Source organism: Rhizobium leguminosarum bv. viciae (assembly GCF_012276115.1).
In the GTDB taxonomy this organism is placed as follows: Bacteria; Pseudomonadota; Alphaproteobacteria; order Rhizobiales; family Rhizobiaceae; genus Rhizobium; species Rhizobium leguminosarum_T.
In genome coordinates this window covers 154124-171054 of record NZ_WIEU01000011.1, presented here as the reverse complement: position 1 = coordinate 171054, position 16931 = coordinate 154124, and the positions used below count along the sequence as shown (strand labels likewise).

At 62.2% G+C, this 16931-nt stretch carries 19 protein-coding genes; 6 read left to right on the top strand and 13 right to left on the bottom strand.

The features are described from left to right. Positions 1 to 29: 29 nt before the first annotated feature. Entirely contained in the window at positions 30 to 539 is a 510-nt protein-coding gene (gene secG, locus GFM02_RS20170) for a preprotein translocase subunit SecG (RefSeq protein WP_168322553.1), read from the bottom strand. Between the two features lie 131 nt (positions 540 to 670). Then, positions 671 to 1441: a triose-phosphate isomerase gene (tpiA, locus tag GFM02_RS20165; RefSeq protein ID WP_168322552.1), complete on the bottom strand. Its 771-nt coding sequence runs from the start codon at positions 1439 to 1441 to the stop codon at positions 671 to 673. Between tpiA and GFM02_RS20160 the strand changes: the two genes are divergently transcribed. Further along, a complete protein-coding gene (locus GFM02_RS20160; RefSeq protein ID WP_165447531.1) occupies positions 1389 to 1571 on the top strand; it encodes a hypothetical protein in 183 nt (60 codons plus the stop codon). The genes tpiA and GFM02_RS20160 overlap by 53 nt on opposite strands. On the opposite strand, the gene GFM02_RS20155 is transcribed toward GFM02_RS20160, so the two are convergent. Continuing rightward, entirely contained in the window at positions 1568 to 2467 is a 900-nt protein-coding gene (locus tag GFM02_RS20155) for an alpha/beta hydrolase (protein ID WP_168322551.1), read from the bottom strand. The two genes, GFM02_RS20160 and GFM02_RS20155, sit on opposite strands and share 4 nt — an antisense overlap. A 219-nt stretch (positions 2468 to 2686) precedes the next feature. Between GFM02_RS20155 and parE the strand changes: the two genes are divergently transcribed. From parE to GFM02_RS20140, 3 genes are all read left to right on the top strand, one after another. Then, complete coding sequence (gene parE / locus GFM02_RS20150; RefSeq protein ID WP_168322550.1) at positions 2687 to 4789, top strand: DNA topoisomerase IV subunit B; 2103 nt, start codon at positions 2687 to 2689, stop codon at positions 4787 to 4789. Positions 4790 to 4986: 197 nt separating this feature from the next. After that, the gene (locus GFM02_RS20145) at positions 4987 to 6123 is read left to right on the top strand and encodes an esterase-like activity of phytase family protein (RefSeq protein WP_168322549.1); all 1137 of its coding nucleotides are present in this window, start codon (positions 4987 to 4989) and stop codon (positions 6121 to 6123) included. Between the two features lie 116 nt (positions 6124 to 6239). Beyond that, positions 6240 to 7457 carry an AI-2E family transporter gene (locus GFM02_RS20140; RefSeq protein ID WP_168322548.1) on the top strand — a complete coding sequence of 406 codons (1218 nt, stop codon included), beginning with the start codon at positions 6240 to 6242 and terminating at the stop codon, positions 7455 to 7457. 19 nt (positions 7458 to 7476) lie between these two features. Here the strand turns inward: GFM02_RS20140 and GFM02_RS20135 are convergent, their stop codons facing one another. After that, positions 7477 to 7935: a GNAT family N-acetyltransferase gene (locus GFM02_RS20135; RefSeq protein ID WP_168322547.1), complete on the bottom strand. Its 459-nt coding sequence runs from the start codon at positions 7933 to 7935 to the stop codon at positions 7477 to 7479. Between the two features lie 117 nt (positions 7936 to 8052). Between GFM02_RS20135 and GFM02_RS20130 the strand changes: the two genes are divergently transcribed. Continuing rightward, positions 8053 to 8472, top strand: a complete 420-nt coding sequence (locus GFM02_RS20130) for a hypothetical protein (protein ID WP_168322546.1) — start codon at positions 8053 to 8055, stop codon at positions 8470 to 8472. 57 nt (positions 8473 to 8529) lie between these two features. On the opposite strand, the gene GFM02_RS20125 is transcribed toward GFM02_RS20130, so the two are convergent. From GFM02_RS20125 to GFM02_RS20105, 5 genes are all read right to left on the bottom strand, one after another. Further along, positions 8530 to 8823 (bottom strand): type II toxin-antitoxin system mRNA interferase toxin, RelE/StbE family, encoded by a 294-nt coding sequence (locus GFM02_RS20125; RefSeq protein ID WP_168322545.1) that lies wholly within the window; start codon positions 8821 to 8823, stop codon positions 8530 to 8532. Then, positions 8820 to 9128 carry a type II toxin-antitoxin system RelB/DinJ family antitoxin gene (locus GFM02_RS20120; RefSeq protein ID WP_168322544.1) on the bottom strand — a complete coding sequence of 103 codons (309 nt, stop codon included), beginning with the start codon at positions 9126 to 9128 and terminating at the stop codon, positions 8820 to 8822. The genes GFM02_RS20125 and GFM02_RS20120 overlap by 4 nt, the downstream gene beginning before the upstream one ends. A gap of 135 nt (positions 9129 to 9263) precedes the next feature. Then, positions 9264 to 10406 (bottom strand): DUF2336 domain-containing protein, encoded by a 1143-nt coding sequence (locus GFM02_RS20115; protein WP_168322590.1) that lies wholly within the window; start codon positions 10404 to 10406, stop codon positions 9264 to 9266. A 108-nt stretch (positions 10407 to 10514) separates the two neighbouring features. Beyond that, complete coding sequence (locus tag GFM02_RS20110) at positions 10515 to 11126, bottom strand: flavin reductase family protein (RefSeq protein ID WP_131619874.1); 612 nt, start codon at positions 11124 to 11126, stop codon at positions 10515 to 10517. Next, complete coding sequence (locus tag GFM02_RS20105; protein ID WP_168322543.1) at positions 11126 to 11710, bottom strand: nitroreductase family protein; 585 nt, start codon at positions 11708 to 11710, stop codon at positions 11126 to 11128. The genes GFM02_RS20110 and GFM02_RS20105 overlap by 1 nt, the downstream gene beginning before the upstream one ends. A 113-nt stretch (positions 11711 to 11823) precedes the next feature. Between GFM02_RS20105 and GFM02_RS20100 the strand changes: the two genes are divergently transcribed. Then, positions 11824 to 12921, top strand: coding sequence for a hypothetical protein (locus tag GFM02_RS20100; RefSeq protein WP_168322542.1), 1098 nt, complete (start codon positions 11824 to 11826; stop codon positions 12919 to 12921). Between the two features lie 221 nt (positions 12922 to 13142). On the opposite strand, the gene thrS is transcribed toward GFM02_RS20100, so the two are convergent. The 4 genes from thrS to GFM02_RS20080 all read right to left on the bottom strand — a co-directional run bounded on the left by thrS (position 13143) and on the right by GFM02_RS20080 (position 16642). Continuing rightward, on the bottom strand, positions 13143 to 15128 hold the full coding sequence (thrS, locus tag GFM02_RS20095; protein ID WP_168322541.1) for a threonine--tRNA ligase: 1986 nt from the start codon (positions 15126 to 15128) through the stop codon (positions 13143 to 13145). A 124-nt stretch (positions 15129 to 15252) separates the two neighbouring features. After that, positions 15253 to 15780: a DUF1697 domain-containing protein gene (locus GFM02_RS20090; protein ID WP_168283598.1), complete on the bottom strand. Its 528-nt coding sequence runs from the start codon at positions 15778 to 15780 to the stop codon at positions 15253 to 15255. A gap of 5 nt (positions 15781 to 15785) precedes the next feature. After that, a complete protein-coding gene (yidD, locus tag GFM02_RS20085) occupies positions 15786 to 16190 on the bottom strand; it encodes a membrane protein insertion efficiency factor YidD (RefSeq protein WP_168322540.1) in 405 nt (134 codons plus the stop codon). A gap of 5 nt (positions 16191 to 16195) precedes the next feature. After that, the gene (locus tag GFM02_RS20080) at positions 16196 to 16642 is read right to left on the bottom strand and encodes an iron-sulfur cluster assembly scaffold protein (RefSeq protein WP_017960560.1); all 447 of its coding nucleotides are present in this window, start codon (positions 16640 to 16642) and stop codon (positions 16196 to 16198) included. Positions 16643 to 16931 lie beyond the last annotated feature (289 nt).

The following is a 16931-nucleotide window of genomic DNA, read 5'->3' as shown; positions in this document are numbered from 1 at the left end:
CCTGCCGGCGGTTTATGTCGAAGACCGGTTTACTGTCCGGTCGGGACGCCGGAGGGCTGAGCCGGAGCCGGCGCGGCCGGAGCTGCGGGCGTTGCCGGGGCAGTCGTTGCCGGAGCAGTCGTTGAAGGCGCGGTGGCCGCCGGGGCCTGAGTTGCCGGCGCAGCGGGAGCCTGCGGTGCGGGTGCTGCAGCGCCGCTGCTCGGAACGCCGTTGCCGGCCGGCGGGGGTGCCGGAGCCTGCGCGCCGCCGAGCGAATCGAGAATGCCGTTGCCCTGGCCGCCTGTTGCCGGAATGCGGTCGAGAATGTCGCTCGGACGGCCCTCGTAACGCGTCAGGATGCCGAGGCCGAGCGAGGTCAGGAAAAACAGGGTCGCAAGGATCGCGGTCGTGCGCGTCAGCGCATTGGCCGTGCCGCGGGCCGACATGAAGCCGGAGCCGCCGCCGATGCCGAGGCCGCCGCCTTCCGAGCGCTGAATGAGCACGACGCCGACGAGGGCGAGCACGATCATGAGATGGATGACAATCAATACGGTCTGCATGGGTCCAGTCCTGCCCGCCTGGAGACGGACAAAGTTAAGAATTCTGGCGGCTCTTTACATGAGGCTTTCATCTATTCCAAGCCCTTCGGCCAGGAATAAACTCGGGAATAAACCCAGGAATAAAAAATGCCTCAGGCGAGCAGCGCCTCATAGGCCCGGTAGATGGCGAGGAAGTCGGCCGCTTTCAAGCTCGCTCCGCCGATCAGCGCGCCGTCGACATTGGCAATGCCCATCAGCTCATGGGCATTGGTCGGCTTGACCGAGCCGCCATAGAGAAGACGCATCTTCCGGCCTTCGTCGCCGAAGCGGGCCGCAAGCTCTGCCCGCATGAAGGCATGCGCCTTTTCGACATCACCTGATGTCGGCGTCACGCCGGTGCCGATCGCCCAGATCGGCTCGTAGGCGATGACTGTGCTCTCAGCGGTGGCGCCGTCCGGAACCGAGGCGGAAAGCTGGCGCTTGATGACGTCGAGCGCCTGGCCTGTCCGGCGTTCATCCGCGGTCTCGCCGATGCAGATGATCGCCGTCAGCCCTGCGGCGAAGGCAGCCTCCGCCTTGGCGCGCACCAGATGATCCGTTTCGGCATGGTCGGTGCGCCGCTCGGAATGGCCGACGATGACATAGGTGCCGAAACAATCGGCAATCATCTCGGCCGAGAGGTCGCCGGTATGCGCGCCTGATGGGTTCTGATGGCAGTCCTGAGCGCCGATCGCCAGCGGGCTGTCGGTGCACAGCGCCGTCGCCACATAGAGCAGCGTCGCCGGCGGGCAGATCAGCGCTTCCACCTTGTCGGCCAGCGGCGGGCGAACACCCTCGGCGATCGCTTTGATCTGATCCAGGGAGGCACGCATGCCATTCATTTTCCAGTTTCCCGCCACAAGCGGGCGCACATCAGGTGTCATGCTGGCCTTCCACAATCTGCTTATGCCTTGGGCAATATCAAAAGCTTGCAGCAAAGAAAAGCATCATGCCCTTGACGTAAGGGGAATCTCTGCGATCCCGCGCATATTTCTGCCGAAAATCGTCCGCTAAGCAGCCAGAATCCAGTTCAACACTCGACGCCAGTCGATCATCCGGATCGGCGTCCCGTGATTGCCGGTCTGAAACAGCGTGAAACGCGCCGGATACTTTGCCTTGTGCAGGCTTTCGAACAGCGCCTGCTGGTTAGCGGCGGCATAGACCGGGTCGCGGCTGCCATGGGCGAACCACAGCGGCAGCTTCGCCTTGTAGAAGACGCTTCTGGTGAAATCGGGATCGGTGACCCCGCTCAGAACAAGCATGCCCTTCAGCCGCTTGACGCTGTCGCTGTCGCGCGCAACGCCCCAGCAAACCTGGCTGCCCATCGAGGCGCAGGAAAGGATGATCGGCCGGCCGGGCGATTGCGCGCTGGCATAGCGGATGAGGCCGGCGATCGCCGCAACGCCGCTGCTGTCGAAGCTTCTGACCGTCGGCGAATAATAAACGCCGTCATTGCCGGCGACGAGGTTCTTGAGGCGGTTGAAATTGCCGCCGAAGCTGTAGTCGTTGGCTCCGAGCCGCCGGTCACCGTCGCGGCCATGGATGAAAATCACCGTGAAAGCGGCACTCTGAGCCGGTCCCACCCTGGTGACATCGAGCTTGATGCCGTCGAGAGACAGCGTCTCGTCCGCTTGCGCCTTGCGGATGCCGAGCGCCACATATTTCTGCTGCACCCGCTTTTGCGGGATCTGGTCGCGGCCGTTGATATCGCGCATCTCGTCATAGTCGATGACCTCGAAGGCGCCGCCGTCGCCTGTCTGCAGCACGGTCTGCTTGGAAAACAGGTCGTCCTTGAAAGGCGGCAAAGCGTCGGCCGCCTCTGCCGGACCAACAGCGGACAGGATGGCCGCGGACAAGAAAAACGCCGCAATTGCGGTGATGATGGTGCAATGACTTGTGGACATTCGCATTCGGATGGTTCCTGAAGCCTGCCGCCGCTTGCCATTCTGCGCCCGGCAACGCAAATCATTTGGGAAAAGCCCGCCAAATCAGGCGGTGTCGCGTATAGAGGTGCTTTCTGGCAAAATCTGCGTGATTCGCAAACGTGGCATGAAATGCGGTGATTTTGGGTCGGCGGCGGATGCCCGCCCAAGCCAGACCTAAGACAGGATGAAGATCTGAACGGCTCCATGGACGATAGCAACGACCTCTTTTCCGGAATGCCCCTCTCTGAAAAACGCGAGGAGGCGCAGAAGCCTGCGGCGCCCGCCGAACGGCCGCCGGTGACGGCTGCGCCCGCCGCAGCGGCAGCACCCCCTGCTGCCGGAGCCTCCGCACGCCCGGCGCCCGTCGCCTCGAACTCGGATGATTACGGCGCCTCGTCGATCCGCGTCCTCGAAGGCCTCGAGCCGGTGCGCATGCGCCCGGGCATGTATATCGGCGGCACCGATGAAAAGGCGCTGCACCACCTCTTTGCCGAAGTCATCGACAATGCGATGGACGAGGCGGTCGCCGGGCACGCCAATTTCATCGAGGTCTATCTCGACATCGAGGGTTATCTCACCGTCTCCGACAACGGCCGCGGCATCCCGGTCGAGAACCATCCGCAGGTGCCGGGCAAGTCGACGCTCGAAGTCATCATGACCAAGCTGCATGCCGGCGGCAAATTCGACGGCAAGGCTTACGAGACCTCTGGCGGCCTGCACGGCGTCGGCGTTTCGGTCGTCAACGCGCTCTCCGACGACCTCGAGGTCGAGGTGGCGCGAAACCGCAAGCTCTACCGCCAGCGCTTCTCCCGCGGCCTGCCGCAGGGCGGGCTCGAAGAGTTGGGTGACGTCCACAATCGCCGCGGCACCCGCGTGCGCTTCCATCCAGACCCCCAGATCTTTGGGGATCACATGAAGTTCGACGCCGCCCGCGTCTTCCGCATGGCGCGCTCGAAAGCCTATCTGTTCGGCGGCGTCGAGATCCGCTGGAGCTGCGAGGCGGGCGTGCTGCCCGAAGGTTCCGAGGTCCCCGACAAGGCCGTCTTCCACTTCCCCGGCGGCCTGAAGGACTATCTCCAGGCGACGATGGGCAAGGAGTTCACCGTCACCCGCGAGATCTTTGCCGGCAAGACCGAGAAGACCAGCGGCCACGGCTCGATGGAATGGGCGATCACCTGGTATGGCGGCGATCCGCAGGTGCATTCCTATTGCAACACCATCCCGACGCCCGAAGGCGGCACGCATGAGGCTGGCCTCCGCATCGCGCTGACCAAGGGCCTGAAGGCCTATGCCGAGCTGACGCAGAACAAGCGCGCCGCGCAGATCACCACCGACGACGTGATGATTTCGGCCGTCGGCATGCTGTCGGTCTTCATCCGCGAGCCGGAATTCGTCGGCCAGACCAAGGACAAGCTTGCGACCGTCGAGGCCCAGCGCATCGTCGAGAATGCGCTGCGCGATCCCTTCGACCATTACCTTGCGGACAATCCGAACGAGTCGGCCAAGCTGCTCGACTGGGTGATCGAGCGCGCCGAGGAGCGCCTGCGCCGCCGCAAGGAAAAGGAAGTCAACCGCAAGACGGCGGTGCGCAAATTGCGCCTGCCCGGCAAGCTTGCCGACTGCTCGCAGAACACCGCCGAAGGTGCCGAGCTCTTCATCGTCGAGGGTGATTCGGCAGGCGGTTCGGCCAAGCAGGCGCGCAACCGCGCCAACCAGGCAATTCTGCCGCTGCGCGGCAAGATCCTCAACGTTGCCAGCGCCGGGCGCGAAAAACTCGGCGCCAACCAGCAGCTCGCCGATCTCGTCCAGGCGCTCGGCTGCGGCACGCGCTCGAAATACCGCGACGAGGACCTGCGCTACGAGCGCATCATCGTCATGACCGATGCCGACGTCGACGGCGCCCACATCGCCTCGCTGCTCATCACCTTCTTCTATCAGGAGATGCCGGAGCTGGTGCGCGGCGGCCATCTCTTCCTCGCCGTGCCACCGCTCTACAAGATCACTCAAGGCTCGAAATCCGCCTATGCCCGCGACGACAATCATCGCGCCGAGCTGATGCTGACGGAGTTCAAAGGCAAGGCAAAGGTCGAGATCAGCCGCTTCAAAGGCCTCGGCGAAATGATGCCCGCTCAGCTCAAAGAAACCACCATGGATCCGTCCAAGCGCACCCTGCTCAAGGTGCTGATCGACGAGGTGGATTTCGAAGGCACCCGCGCTGCCGTCGACGATCTGATGGGCACCAAACCGGAAGCCCGCTTCCGCTTCATCCAGGATCGCGCGGCTTTCGCCGAGAACCTCGATATCTAGAATATACCATCGAGCGCGCCGATCGGTCGGATAGACACGGGTTCGGCGCGCCGCATTTTAGCATTCACGATTTCACGGAACTGACGAAGAACCGTAACAACTCCGTCAAACAACCGGCGCATGAAGCGGTCGGCGTGCCTCCCCCAGGGAGCATTTGCGCCGGTCGAACCGTTTTCAACCCTTGCCGGATATTTGTCATGACCAAGCGTTTTCTCGCGGCTGCCGCTTTCGTTCTCCTGTCCAGCACCGCTGCCGTGCGCGCCACCGATGTCGGCGCCATCTTCGAGACCGCCTGCCCCTTCGGCGATTGCGCCGCCGGCATCTCGCTCTCTTATCTCGGTGAATTCGTCATCCCGACCGGCCACATGGAAAACGGCGTCGAATTCGGCGGTATTTCCGGCCTCGATTTCGATGCCGCCACAGGCCACTATCTCGCCATCAGCGACGACCGCTCGGAAAGAGGCCCTGCCCGTTTCTATGAACTCGACGTCGATCTCGACGCGGGCCTCAAGGGCGTTTCGGTCGTCAAGCAGGTGACGCTGAAGGACAAGAACGGCGAGCCCTTCGCTGCCCGGACTGTCGATCCGGAATCGATCCGTCTCGGCAAGGACGGTATCTATTGGGGCAGCGAAGGCGACGGCAAGGCGCTGCTTTCGCCCTTCGTTCGCGTCGCGTCGCCGGACGGTTCCTTCGTCCGCGAATTCAAGCTGCCGGAGGGCTTTGCACCGACCGCGGACAAGTCGACCGGCATCCGCGACAACCTCGCCTTCGAGGATCTCGCGGTCGCACCCTCCGGCGATGTTTTCGTCGGTGTCGAAGCAGCCCTTTACCAGGATGGCCCGAAATCGTCGCTGACGTCAGGCAGCCTGTCGCGCATCGTCCGCTATGACGGCGCCACCGGCGAGCCGAAGGCTGAGTACGTCTACCCCGTCGCGCCGATTCCGCAGGCCGCCACCAAGGCCGACGGCGGCAATGACAACGGCATGTCCGAGATTCTCGCCCTCGACGATCACCGCCTGCTCGCCGTCGAGCGCAGCTATGCCCAGGGCTTCGGCAACAACATCAAGATCATGATGATGGATCTGACTGATGCCACCGATGTATCCGCCATCGCGTCCCTCTCCGAAAACGACCAGCGTGTTGTCCCCGCCCGCAAGAGCCAGGTGCTCGATTTGAGGGCGATCGGGCTCGTCCCCGACAATATCGAGGCCATGTCGCTCGGCAAGGCCAAGGATGGCACCGATGTTCTCATTCTCGGCTCCGACAATAATTTTTCGACCAGCCAGAAGACGCAATTCTATGCCTTCAAGGTTCTCAGCCGTCCGCAGCAGTAAGACGCCCGGGTCTGAGTGTCGAATAGCGACGCTTTGTATACGCTTTCATGGTGCGGACCTTGAAACCGCCGGGGTGATGGCCCATAACCAGAGTACAAGAAAAAGAAGAGGCGCGCGTGGGTGTGTTCGACCGTCAGAAAAGCAATCATGTACCGCGATGGCTCGGATCGTCGGCGCAGACGCGTACGCCGCTGATCCCCTCCATTTCGGCGGCGCGCTGGCTGCTGGTCCTGGTCGTCGCTGCCGGCGTCTATTTCTTCTACGGCTTCCTCGTACCGGTGCTCGCAGCCCTCGTCATCGGCTTTGCCAGCTGGCCTCTCTACCGCAAGCTTCTTGCCCGGGTCGGCGGCAATACGACGATCGCCGCGACCATCGCCATCATCCTGATCATCACCTTCCTGGTCATCCCGATCGGCCTTGCGGTCACCTATACGACGGGCGAAGTGCGCACCTGGGTCGCCTGGGCAATCCACGCCAACCGCGCCGGCGCCCCGACACCCAACTGGATCGTCGCGCTGCCTTGGGCCGGCGCCTATCTCGATGAAGTCTGGACAAAATATATCGGCAGTCCCGGCGCGCTCGGCGAAGTCATTCAGGCGGTCAGCGGCGCCAATATCGGCAACATCTACCGCGCCGTGCTGGCGGCCGGCGGCGGCGCCTTCCATCTGCTGCTGACGCTGCTCTTCATGCTGATCGCGCTGTTCTTCGTCTATCGCGACGGCTTCTCCTTCTCCAAGCAGATCGACATGCTGGGCGAGCGCATCCTGCCCAACCGCTGGGAGCGCATTTCCCGCGTCGTGCCGGCGACGATCAGCTCCACCGTCATGGGCATGACGTTGATCGCGATCGGCGAAGGCATCGTGCTCGGCCTTGCCTACTGGATTGCCGGCGTGCCATCGCCGGTGACGCTCGGCGTGCTGACGGGCGTGATGGCGCTGATACCGGGCGGTGCGCCGCTCTCCTTCACGCTGGTCTCCATCTATCTGCTGGCGAGCGGCTCGCACGTCGCCGGCATCAGTCTCTTCGTCTGGGGGACTGTCGAGCTCTTCATCGTCGACAAGACGCTACGGCCGAAACTCGTCGGCGGTCCGATCAAACTGCCCTTCCTGCCGACCTTCTTCGGCCTCGTCGGCGGCGTCAAGACGATGGGTTTCCTCGGCCTCTTCATCGGCCCGGTGCTGATGGCGCTGATCGTCGCCATCTGGCGCGAATGGATCCACGAGGCCCGCAACGCCGACAAGAGCGAAACCGGACCGCAGATCATCATCGACGAACAGGCCCCGCCGCCGGTCCCCGGTTCGCCGAAAACCATGCCGCGCGTCGCCGAAGGCTGAACATGGCGTCGCAGACGGGCTACCCCAGCCGCTTTTCCATGAATAGGCTGAGCGGGTCCGGCAGATAGCTGCCGAAAGGCTCGATTTTCTGATATCCATATTTGCGGTAGAGCGTGATCGCCTCGGGCTGGTAGATGCCGGTTTCGAGCCGGATCGCCGTCAGACCCTTTTCTCTTGCGATCGCTTCGAGCGCATTCATCAGGCCGCTGGCGATCCTCAGCCCCCTCGCCTCGGGATCGACGAACATGCGCTTGATCTCCGCCGTGCCGTCCCCGGCCTCGACCAGCGCGCAGCAGCCGACGATCGCATCGCCATTGCGCGCGACGAGGAAGCTCACCGAAGGCTCCTCCAGCAAGGAGAGGTCGACCAGATGGTTGCTCTCCGCAGGATAGAGCGATTGCGCATAGGCATCGGAAAGATCGAGAAGCCGGATGATGCCCTCCTGGCGTGGCGGTTCAAGAGCGATGGTGACGGACATTCTGGCTCCCTCTGCCGGCGCGGGCACAATTTGACGAAGAGTTAATGCCTTGCCTTCATTCGGTTGGAATTGCGCCCTCTAAGACGATGATGTGCTCAATAATCAAGGAAGCAGAATATGCAAGCGGTGCTGATCGCGATGACCATTCTCGGCTGCGACGATTCCATCAGCCAGTGTAATTATGTCGCGACGGTCGATAAACACTGGGAAACCGTTGCCGCCTGCGATGCCGAAGCCGAACGACGGCTGAAGACCTATGTGAATGTCAACTATCCCTCGGTGATCGCGGTGTGCGAGGCGCCGAAAGCCGTCGCCGCCGCGGAGCCGCCGAAACCGGCGCCCGTGCCAGCCGCCGCGCCCGAGGTCGCTGTCGCAGAGCCCCAACCCGCAGGAAGGATTGCCGGTTTTGCCGAAGGCATCGCCGGGCAGGTCCGCGCCCATTTGCCCTCTGGCAGAAGTGTCAAGGACACACTGACCAAACCCGTGCACTTCGTCTCCGCCAGCTATTCCTGGGTGGTGACGCGGCTGGCTGATTAGGCGGCCGCGCATCCGACGCATAAAGAACGCTCTGCTTGTTTTAATGTGATGGAAAATTCAGTCGGCTGGTATGGCGTCAGGCCAAATCTGGGCGCCGTGGAGGACGCGAAGAATACGGATTCGGTCTGCATGCACCACATACGCGGCGATGTAAGGCGTGCTTGGGATTACTAGCTCCCGTGTGCCCGCAATTCTTCCCGGCCTTCCGCTTTCGGGAAATTCGACGAGGCTGCGAACAGCAAGAACGATTTTCTGGTCAACATGAACTGCCGCCCTTGGATTCTCGATCTCAATATATGTGAAAATATTCTCTCGGTCGGATAAGGCGTACCTCGCCCAGACAAGCCTCACGATCGAGCCACCTGGCTCTTCCGAAGTGCCGCCGCGCGCCTCTTCTCAAAAACGGTCTCGACCTCGGTATCGTCAACATCCGGTCGCGTGTCATGGAGAGCTTCCAGGACTTTCCCGCGAAACCACGCATCGTAAGCGTCACTGTTGCTGATAAGCTCCAGCGGAAGAGCTCCCTCATTCGCGGTGCGGGTCAACAGAATACGGACGACATCCGAGACGGTCAGGCCCATGTTTTCCAGAACAGCCGTGGCGCGATCCTTGACCGCAGCATCTATGCGAGTTTGAACGAGTGCGTTTGACGCCATGTCGGCCTCCTTGAACAAGATGCAATGTAATGCAATTGAATGACGACTTCCAGCGTGCTGGGCTATAACGCGCGTAAATCCTCGCCACCGATCTGCGGGATGAGATTCACGAATCGGTCGATAACAAATTTCGGGCTAAGCCGCCGCAAGCGCCGCGTAGACGCGGGCCGATTGTCGCTGCTCAGTGACACTGAGCTTTTCCACCATGTCGAGCAACTCGCCGATCGCGCCATGCGCGTCGTGATGGCGGAATTTTTCGAGAAGACGGCCGCAGACATTGCCGAGCACGCTGGCCGGCGCTTTTCTGGCGGCGTCGCGCCACAGCATCGTCGCCTCGACGAAGATCACGCTGATATCCCTCGGCAGGCCGGCGGACTCATAGAGCGCGCGCACGGCATGCATGCGCCCGGTTGCCAGGATCGAGCGCACCCGGCGCTCGCTGCACGCGGTCAGATCGACGATCGCACCGGCGAAAAAATCCACCTTGCCGGCACAGAGCGCATGCATCAGGAAGGACGGCGTCAGCCGGCCGTTGAGGCGCAGATGCTGGACGAGATCGGGTATTTCGCGCGGCGCGATGTCGCCGGCGATCGAAACGATGGCCGCCTCGGTCGCCTCGCGGCTGATGCGCTGAAGCCGCTGCAGGCCGATCGCCGCCTGTGCCAGCGGCAGGCCGACCAGCGCATTACTGACATGCTGGGTGAGCAGTTGCCGGGCATCGGCGGGAAGATCGCTGCGGTCGAGAAGCAGGTTGCGAATATCGCAGCAGTCGCCGAGCCGTTCGGCGATGCGTTTCAACGATAGGCTGGAGATCACCGCGCCGTCATTCTCCAGCAGACAGAGCAGTTCTTCCTCGTCGCCAACCTCCGCAAGCGCGGCGGAGACCGGCCGCGTCACATGTGCTCTGGCGGCGATCAGCATGCGGGTGGCGCCATTGCCGCGTGCGGCAAGGTCAACGAGATCGGCGTCGCTCAAAAGCGGCGAGCAGGTCACCGCGTGGCAGGCGACCTCGGGTTGGTCTTCGGCAAGCGAAAGGATCAGGTTGCGCGGCGCATCGGGCGACCAGGCGATTGCCTCGGCAAGCGCAAGCCGCACGCGTGGCGATGGATCGTCGAGAAGAAAGGTCATCGCCATTTCGGCCGCCGCCCGTTCATCCGAGGACATTTCGGACTGCAGATAGGCGCGCCCGAGGGCGTTTGCGGCCCGGGCCCGGTCACCGGTCTTGGCCGTTTCGATCCAACGAAGGAAAGCTTCTACGATCACGCGACGCCCCAGTATTTGAAGGCGATTCCCTCGCGCTCCATTCAATGCTGCGACCGTAGCGGCAAAAGGTTTAAGATTGGTTCACCATGTTTCTTAAGGCTTTGGATACCTTGCCGGTTCGGCTCAGCCTTGCTGCGTCTTCGGCCGGATCATCTCGAAAACATCGCTGCCTTCGCTGTAATCCATGTAGCCCATGCGCGCCAAAGGTCGGGCGATCGACATGTCGAGACGGCCGTCCCTGACGATCGCTTCGTCGATGCGGATGCCGACCACTTCGCCGAAGACGAGGACGTTTTCGGATGGTTCGCCCGACAGCGTCTTCGGCTCGATGATCTCGGTCACCCTGCATTCGAGTACAGCAAAAGCCTCGCCGACATAGGGCGCGTCGATCAGTTCGGCCGGCTTCGCCGTCAGGCCGGCGAAATCGAATTCGCTGTCGCCATAGGGCAGTGCCGCCGAGGAGAGGTTCATCTTCTCGGCGAGATCGCGACTGACGAAATTGCAGGTGAAGACGCCGGTCTCTGCCGCATTGCGCTGGCTGTGCTTGCGCCCGGCCGAAGAAAACATCACCAGCTTCGGCCGGTCGGCAACGGCATTGAAGAATGAATAGGGCGCCAGATTGATCGAGCCATCCCTGCCCTTGCTGCCGATCCAGCCGATCGGGCGCGGCGACACGATCGCCTTGAAAGGATCATGCGCGAGCCCGTGCCGGTTGCTGTCGGTGGTGTAGAACATCAGTCGTCTCCGCCGACCCAGGTCACGGTATCGGCAAGCTCCGGCCGCGGCCGCTCGATCGCCGGAAATGTCGTCGAGCCGATATGGATGAAGCCCGCCACCTTTTCATCGGGCCCGACGCCGAGCAGCGGATGGGCGCGCTCGTCATAGGCGAACCACTCCGTCAGCCAGTTGGCGACATAACCGTTGGCATTGGCGGCGAGGATGACGTTGAAGCAAAGCGCGCCTGCCGACATCATCTGCTCCCATTCCGGGATCTTGATATGCGGCCCCGCCTTGCTGACGACGGCGACGACCACGGGCGCGCGGGTAAAACGGCTGCGCTCGACCTGGATCATCTCTTCGGAGAGGTCGGGCTTTGTCTGAAGCGCCAGCGCCAGAAGCTCCTCGCCGAGACGCACGCGCTGCTCTCCGCGATAGACGATGAAGCGCCAGGGCGCGATCTTGCCGTGATCGGGAACACGCGAGGCAAGACGCAGGATCTCCTCGATCTCGGCCCTCTCGGGGCCTGGTTCACACATCTGGAAAGCGGGGATGGAGCGGCGCACGGCGAGGTAGTCGATCAGCTTGATATCGGATTTCATACGGGAGAAGCTCTCATTTTTATGCTGCTGCAAAGGGTGGGTCTTGAATTTGCCATCGCGTTGGTCTTGAAGTGACCTTTGCTATTTCAGAAGTCAATCGGTTCACGAAACAGATGTTTGGCATTTTGCCTTTTGCACGCATCGGCCTTGCCATTGCCCTGATGGTATTGATGCCCCTCGGCGCCGGCGCTCAGGACGCATTCAAGGAATTCAAACAGCTTGAATCGACGCCGAAGATGCCGAAGCTCGATGCCTTCATCGCGCCCGGCACGGTGCCCAAAGGGGTCAAGCTGCGCGACGTCCCGATGGAAGCCAAGTTGACGGCGGACGGCACGCCGATTGAGGAAGGCCTCTCCTGGTATGTCTTCAGCCCGATCGCCGGATCCGACGGCAAGCTGCCGTTGATCGCCAGCGCCAAGGGCGGCCCCGCCGCCTTCCAGCTCGCCCCCGGCGATTATTTCGTCAACGTCTCCTTCGGCCGCGCCGGGGTCACCAAGAAACTGACCGTGCCTGCCGAAGGCGAGGTCGACAAACAGGTGATGGTGCTCGATGCCGGCGGCCTGCTGCTCAATGCCGTCTCCGGCGCCGATGCCCGCATCCGCCCCGACCAGTTGAGCTTCTCGATCTATTCCTCGGACGTGCGCGACGATGGCGAGCGCGGCCTCGTCGTGGCCGATGTTTCGCCGAATACCGTTGTCCGTCTCAATGCCGGCACCTATCACATCGTTTCCGAATATGGCAGCGTCAACGCCGTGATCCGCGCCGACATCCAGGTCGAGGCCGGCAAGCTGACCGAGGCGACGATCCAGCATCGCGCCGCGCAGATCACCTTCAAGCTGGTCTCCGACGCCGGCGGCGAGGCGATCGCCGATACAGCATGGTCGATCCTGACGGCCGCCGGTGACAGCGTCGGCGAAAGCGTCAGCGCCTTCCCGACCATGGTTCTCGCCGAAGGCGGATATTCCGCCGTCGCCCGCAACAAGGACAAGATCTATCAGCGCGATTTCACCGTCGTCGCCGGCAGGAACACCGATGTCGAGGTTCTGATGAAGGACCAGCAGCCGCAGCCGCCGGTCAGCGCGGCCCGCACAGTGCAGCAGGTACCGGTCGGCACGCCACCGCCGCCAGGCGTCCAGCCGGCTCCGGCGGAACCGCTGCCCTCCTACGAACAGCTCGTGCCACAGGGCGGCGACGATACCAGCCTCGATTGATTTTTCCGGGAGCGGTTTCGGCTCGAGACGACGTCGGCGCCACTGAGAAGACGGTCACGGCCAGAAGCCTCCGACCGTGCAGCTCAGCAGTGCTCAGGCGCAGATTCCATCATTGGCACAGAATATTTTCTGAAACTCACCCGGGACGACACGTTCCGATCATGGTGATAGATCAGCTTCCGACAGCGCCGAAGCCCAGCGCTGTCGGTTCCCGGCCGCTTTCAGGCCGCTTTGGCTTTTTTTGCTTCGGCCTTGCGGCGGATGTCGGGTGGTGTCGCTTCGAGGGTAAGGCTCTCGACGGCGGCGTCGAGCCCCATCGAAACCTGGTCCTGGCTGCCGAGGCGGCGGATATTGACCGTGCGCTCCTCGGCCTCCTTCCTGCCGCAGACGATGATGACAGGAACCTTGGTGACCGAATGCTCGCGGATCTTGTAGTTGATCTTCTCGTTGCGGAAGTCGGTTTCGACGTTGAGACCGGCCTCGCGCAGCGCCTCCGCCACTTCAAGCCCGTAGGCGTCGGCTTCCGAGGTGATCGTTGCGACCACCACCTGCAGCGGCGATACCCAGAGCGGCATGTGGCCGGCGAAGTTCTCGATCAGGATGCCGAGGAAGCGCTCCATCGAGCCACAGATGGCGCGGTGGATCATCACCGGTTGCGTCTTTTCCGAGTTGCTGTCGATGTAGAAGGCGCCGAAGCGTTCCGGCAGGTTGAAGTCGACCTGCGTCGTGCCGCACTGCCATTCGCGGCCGATGGCATCCTTCAGCGTATATTCGAACTTCGGACCGTAGAAGGCGCCCTCGCCCGGCAGGATGCCGGTCTTGATATTGTTGGACTGCTGCTGGATCGTCTCGAGCACGCCCATCATCACGCTTTCGGCGCGGTCCCAGAGTTCGTCCGAACCGACGCGCTTGTCCGGCCGAGTCGACAGCTTGATGGTAACCTCGTCGAAGCCGAAATCCTTATAGACCGAAAGGATGAGATCGTTGATCTTCAGGCATTCGGCGGCCATCTGCTCGTCGGTGCAGAAGATATGTGCATCGTCCTGCGTGAAGCCGCGCACGCGCATCAGCCCATGCAGCGCGCCCGACGGCTCGTAGCGGTGGACATTGCCGAATTCGGCGAGCCGGATCGGCAGCTCGCGGTAGGATTTCAGCCCGTGCTTGAAGATCTGGATATGGCCGGGGCAGTTCATCGGCTTCAGTGCGAAGACGCGGTCGTCATCGGTGTCGTCGCCGGCAACCGTCACCTTGAACATGTTGTCGCGGTACCAGCCCCAGTGACCGGAGGTTTCCCACAGCGACTTGTCGAGCACCTGCGGCGCGTTGACCTCCTGATAATCGCCGGCAAGCCGGCGGCGCATGTAGGCGACCAGCGTCTGGAATACGCGCCAGCCCTTGCCGTGCCAGAAGACGACGCCGGGACCCTCTTCCTGGAAATGGAAGAGATCCATCTCGCGGCCGAGGCGGCGATGATCGCGCTTTTCGGCTTCGGCAAGCATATGCAGGTAGTTGTCGAGTTCCGACTGCTCGGCGAAGGCCGTGCCGTAGATGCGGCTCAGCATCGGATTGTTGCTGTCGCCGCGCCAATAGGCGCCGGCTACCTTCAAGAGCTTGAAGGCGGAACCGATCTGGCCGGTCGAGGCCATGTGCGGACCGCGGCAGAGGTCGAACCAGTCGCCCTGGTAATAGATCTTGAGATCCTGCCCTTCCGGGATCGCATCGACGAGTTCAACCTTGTACTGCTCGCCCTTGTCGGCGAAGACCTGTTTCGCCTTCTCGCGCGACCAGACCTGCTTGGTGAAGGCGGCGTTGCGGGCGATGATCTCCTTCATCTTCTTTTCGATCTTCGGCAGATCGTCGAGTGTGAAGGGCTCGTTCTTGGCGAAGTCGTAATAAAAGCCGTTTTCGATGACCGGGCCGATCGTCACCTGGGTGCCGGGCCAGATCTCCTGCACCGCTTCGGCCATGACATGCGCCGCGTCGTGGCGGATGAGTTCGAGCGCGCGGTCGTCATTGCGGGTGATGATCTCGATTCTGCCCGTCGTCACAGGATCGGAAAGGTCGCGCACGGTGCCGTCGATAGCAACGGCCACTGCCTTCTTGGCGAGCGATTTGGAAATGGATTCGGCGACATCCCGGCCGGTTGCGCCGGCGTCATAGCCGCGCACGGAACCATCGGGAAATGTCAGGGAAATAGCTTGGGACATCGAAATTCTCCTTGTCCAGTCCCGCCAACGAATGCGGGTGGTTGACACAAAAGCGCCTCCGCGGAGCTGAATGCGCAGCCGCCTGATAGCCAGATTTCCTGTCTGAGTAAAGAAAAAGCGGGGGTTATATAATCATTTCAGTCAGCCCGCGCACGGTGTTCCAGTTGCGCATCGTACCGACGCCGAGCCGCTTGGTCGTCAGCGCCGAAAGCAGCTTGGATTGGCTCGGCTTGCCGGCGAAATCGATCCAGAGATCGCCGCCGACGACGGCGATGCGCTGTCCCTCCGTCATCAGTGGTTTCAGTGCCTCCACCTTCTTGGGATCGACCGGCAGACGCATTACCCGGACGATGACTTGGTCGCCATTGCCGTCCTTGAAGGGATTGGTGCTGCAAAGCGCCATCCAGGTGCAGTCGCTGCGCACGATGATATCGACATGTTTGCCGAACTTTTCTTCAAAACCCTCTTCCAGATCGGTCTCGACTTCGTGCGGCCGCATCTCGTCGGCCTCGAAGACAAGATTGCCTGTGGAAACCAGCGTGCGCGGCTCGCGATAGCCGAGTTCTTCGGCAAGTGCGCGCAAATCCTGCATGATGACACGGCGGTCGGGCGTCAGGACAATGCTGTGCAGAAGGGCGATGAAGGTGCTCATGGCGCTCACCCTTTCTTCCGCCCGAGGGCGAGATAACGCCACGGTGTCCACCAGCGGAAGCCGTCGCCGAGCATCTCCGGCACCTGGTCGAGGCCGCTTGTGCCGCCCGGGCCGCAGCGGCCGACGCGAAACAATGTCATCCAGCCGCCGGCCCAAAGGCCGTGGCGGGCGATCGACTCGTAGCCATATTCGGAGCAGGTCGGGATATGGCGGCAGGAATTGCCGACAAAGCCGGAAAGCGTCAGCTGGTAGAGGCGGATCAGCCCCATGCCGAGCAGGCGGTCGGGAGTCTTGCGGAACGGACCGGCATAGTTGCGGGAGGTGCGTGCGGCCTTTTCGCGCGGCTTTGCTGATCCGGCGGCACCGCCGTCGTCCTCATCATCGGCCTGCCGAACGCAGAACTCGCACATGTCAGTTACGCCTCGACAACTTCCGCCCGTTTCGCCTCGATCTGCCCGATCGCATCGACGACGGCATCGAAGGTCAGCATCGTCGAAGCATGGCGGGCCTTGTAGTCCCGCACCGGCAACAGATAGCGCATGTCTTCGAATCGTCCATGAGGCCCCGCCCCGTCCGCCTTCAACATGGCGAGCATGTCCTGGCGGGCCTGCCGCAATTCGTCCGATGTGGCGCCGACGACATGGCGGGCCATAATCGAGGACGAGGCCTGGCCGAGCGCGCAGGCCTTCACGTCATGAGCAAAACCGGTCACGGTGTCGCCATCCATCTTCAGCCAGATCCGCACCTTCGAGCCGCAGAGCTTGGAATGGGCCTGGGCGCTCGCATCGGCATCATCAAGCGTGCCGGTCAGCGGAATATTACCGGCGAATTCGAGGATTTTGCTGTTGTAGATATCGTCCATGCTGGATTTCCGCTCCAAAATCGCTGCGGATCGGCCTCTCTGAGGGCGTTATTGTCGTCAAAACAAAAAACACACCGTGTCGTGTGAGGATACTTACATACGATGACCGTCTTCCTATATGTATGTCGTTCGAAGGCCATGAAAATGCAATGGCCTGGTGTAAGTTTGATTGGGAAACCGTGCCGGACGGGCGTTGAAATTGCCCCGAAAGCCCCGGAGCCTGCCAAAGGTGCATGAATTCCCGCATGGGATTGACCAGTGGCGATTCCGACAGATGGGTCCGCGGTGC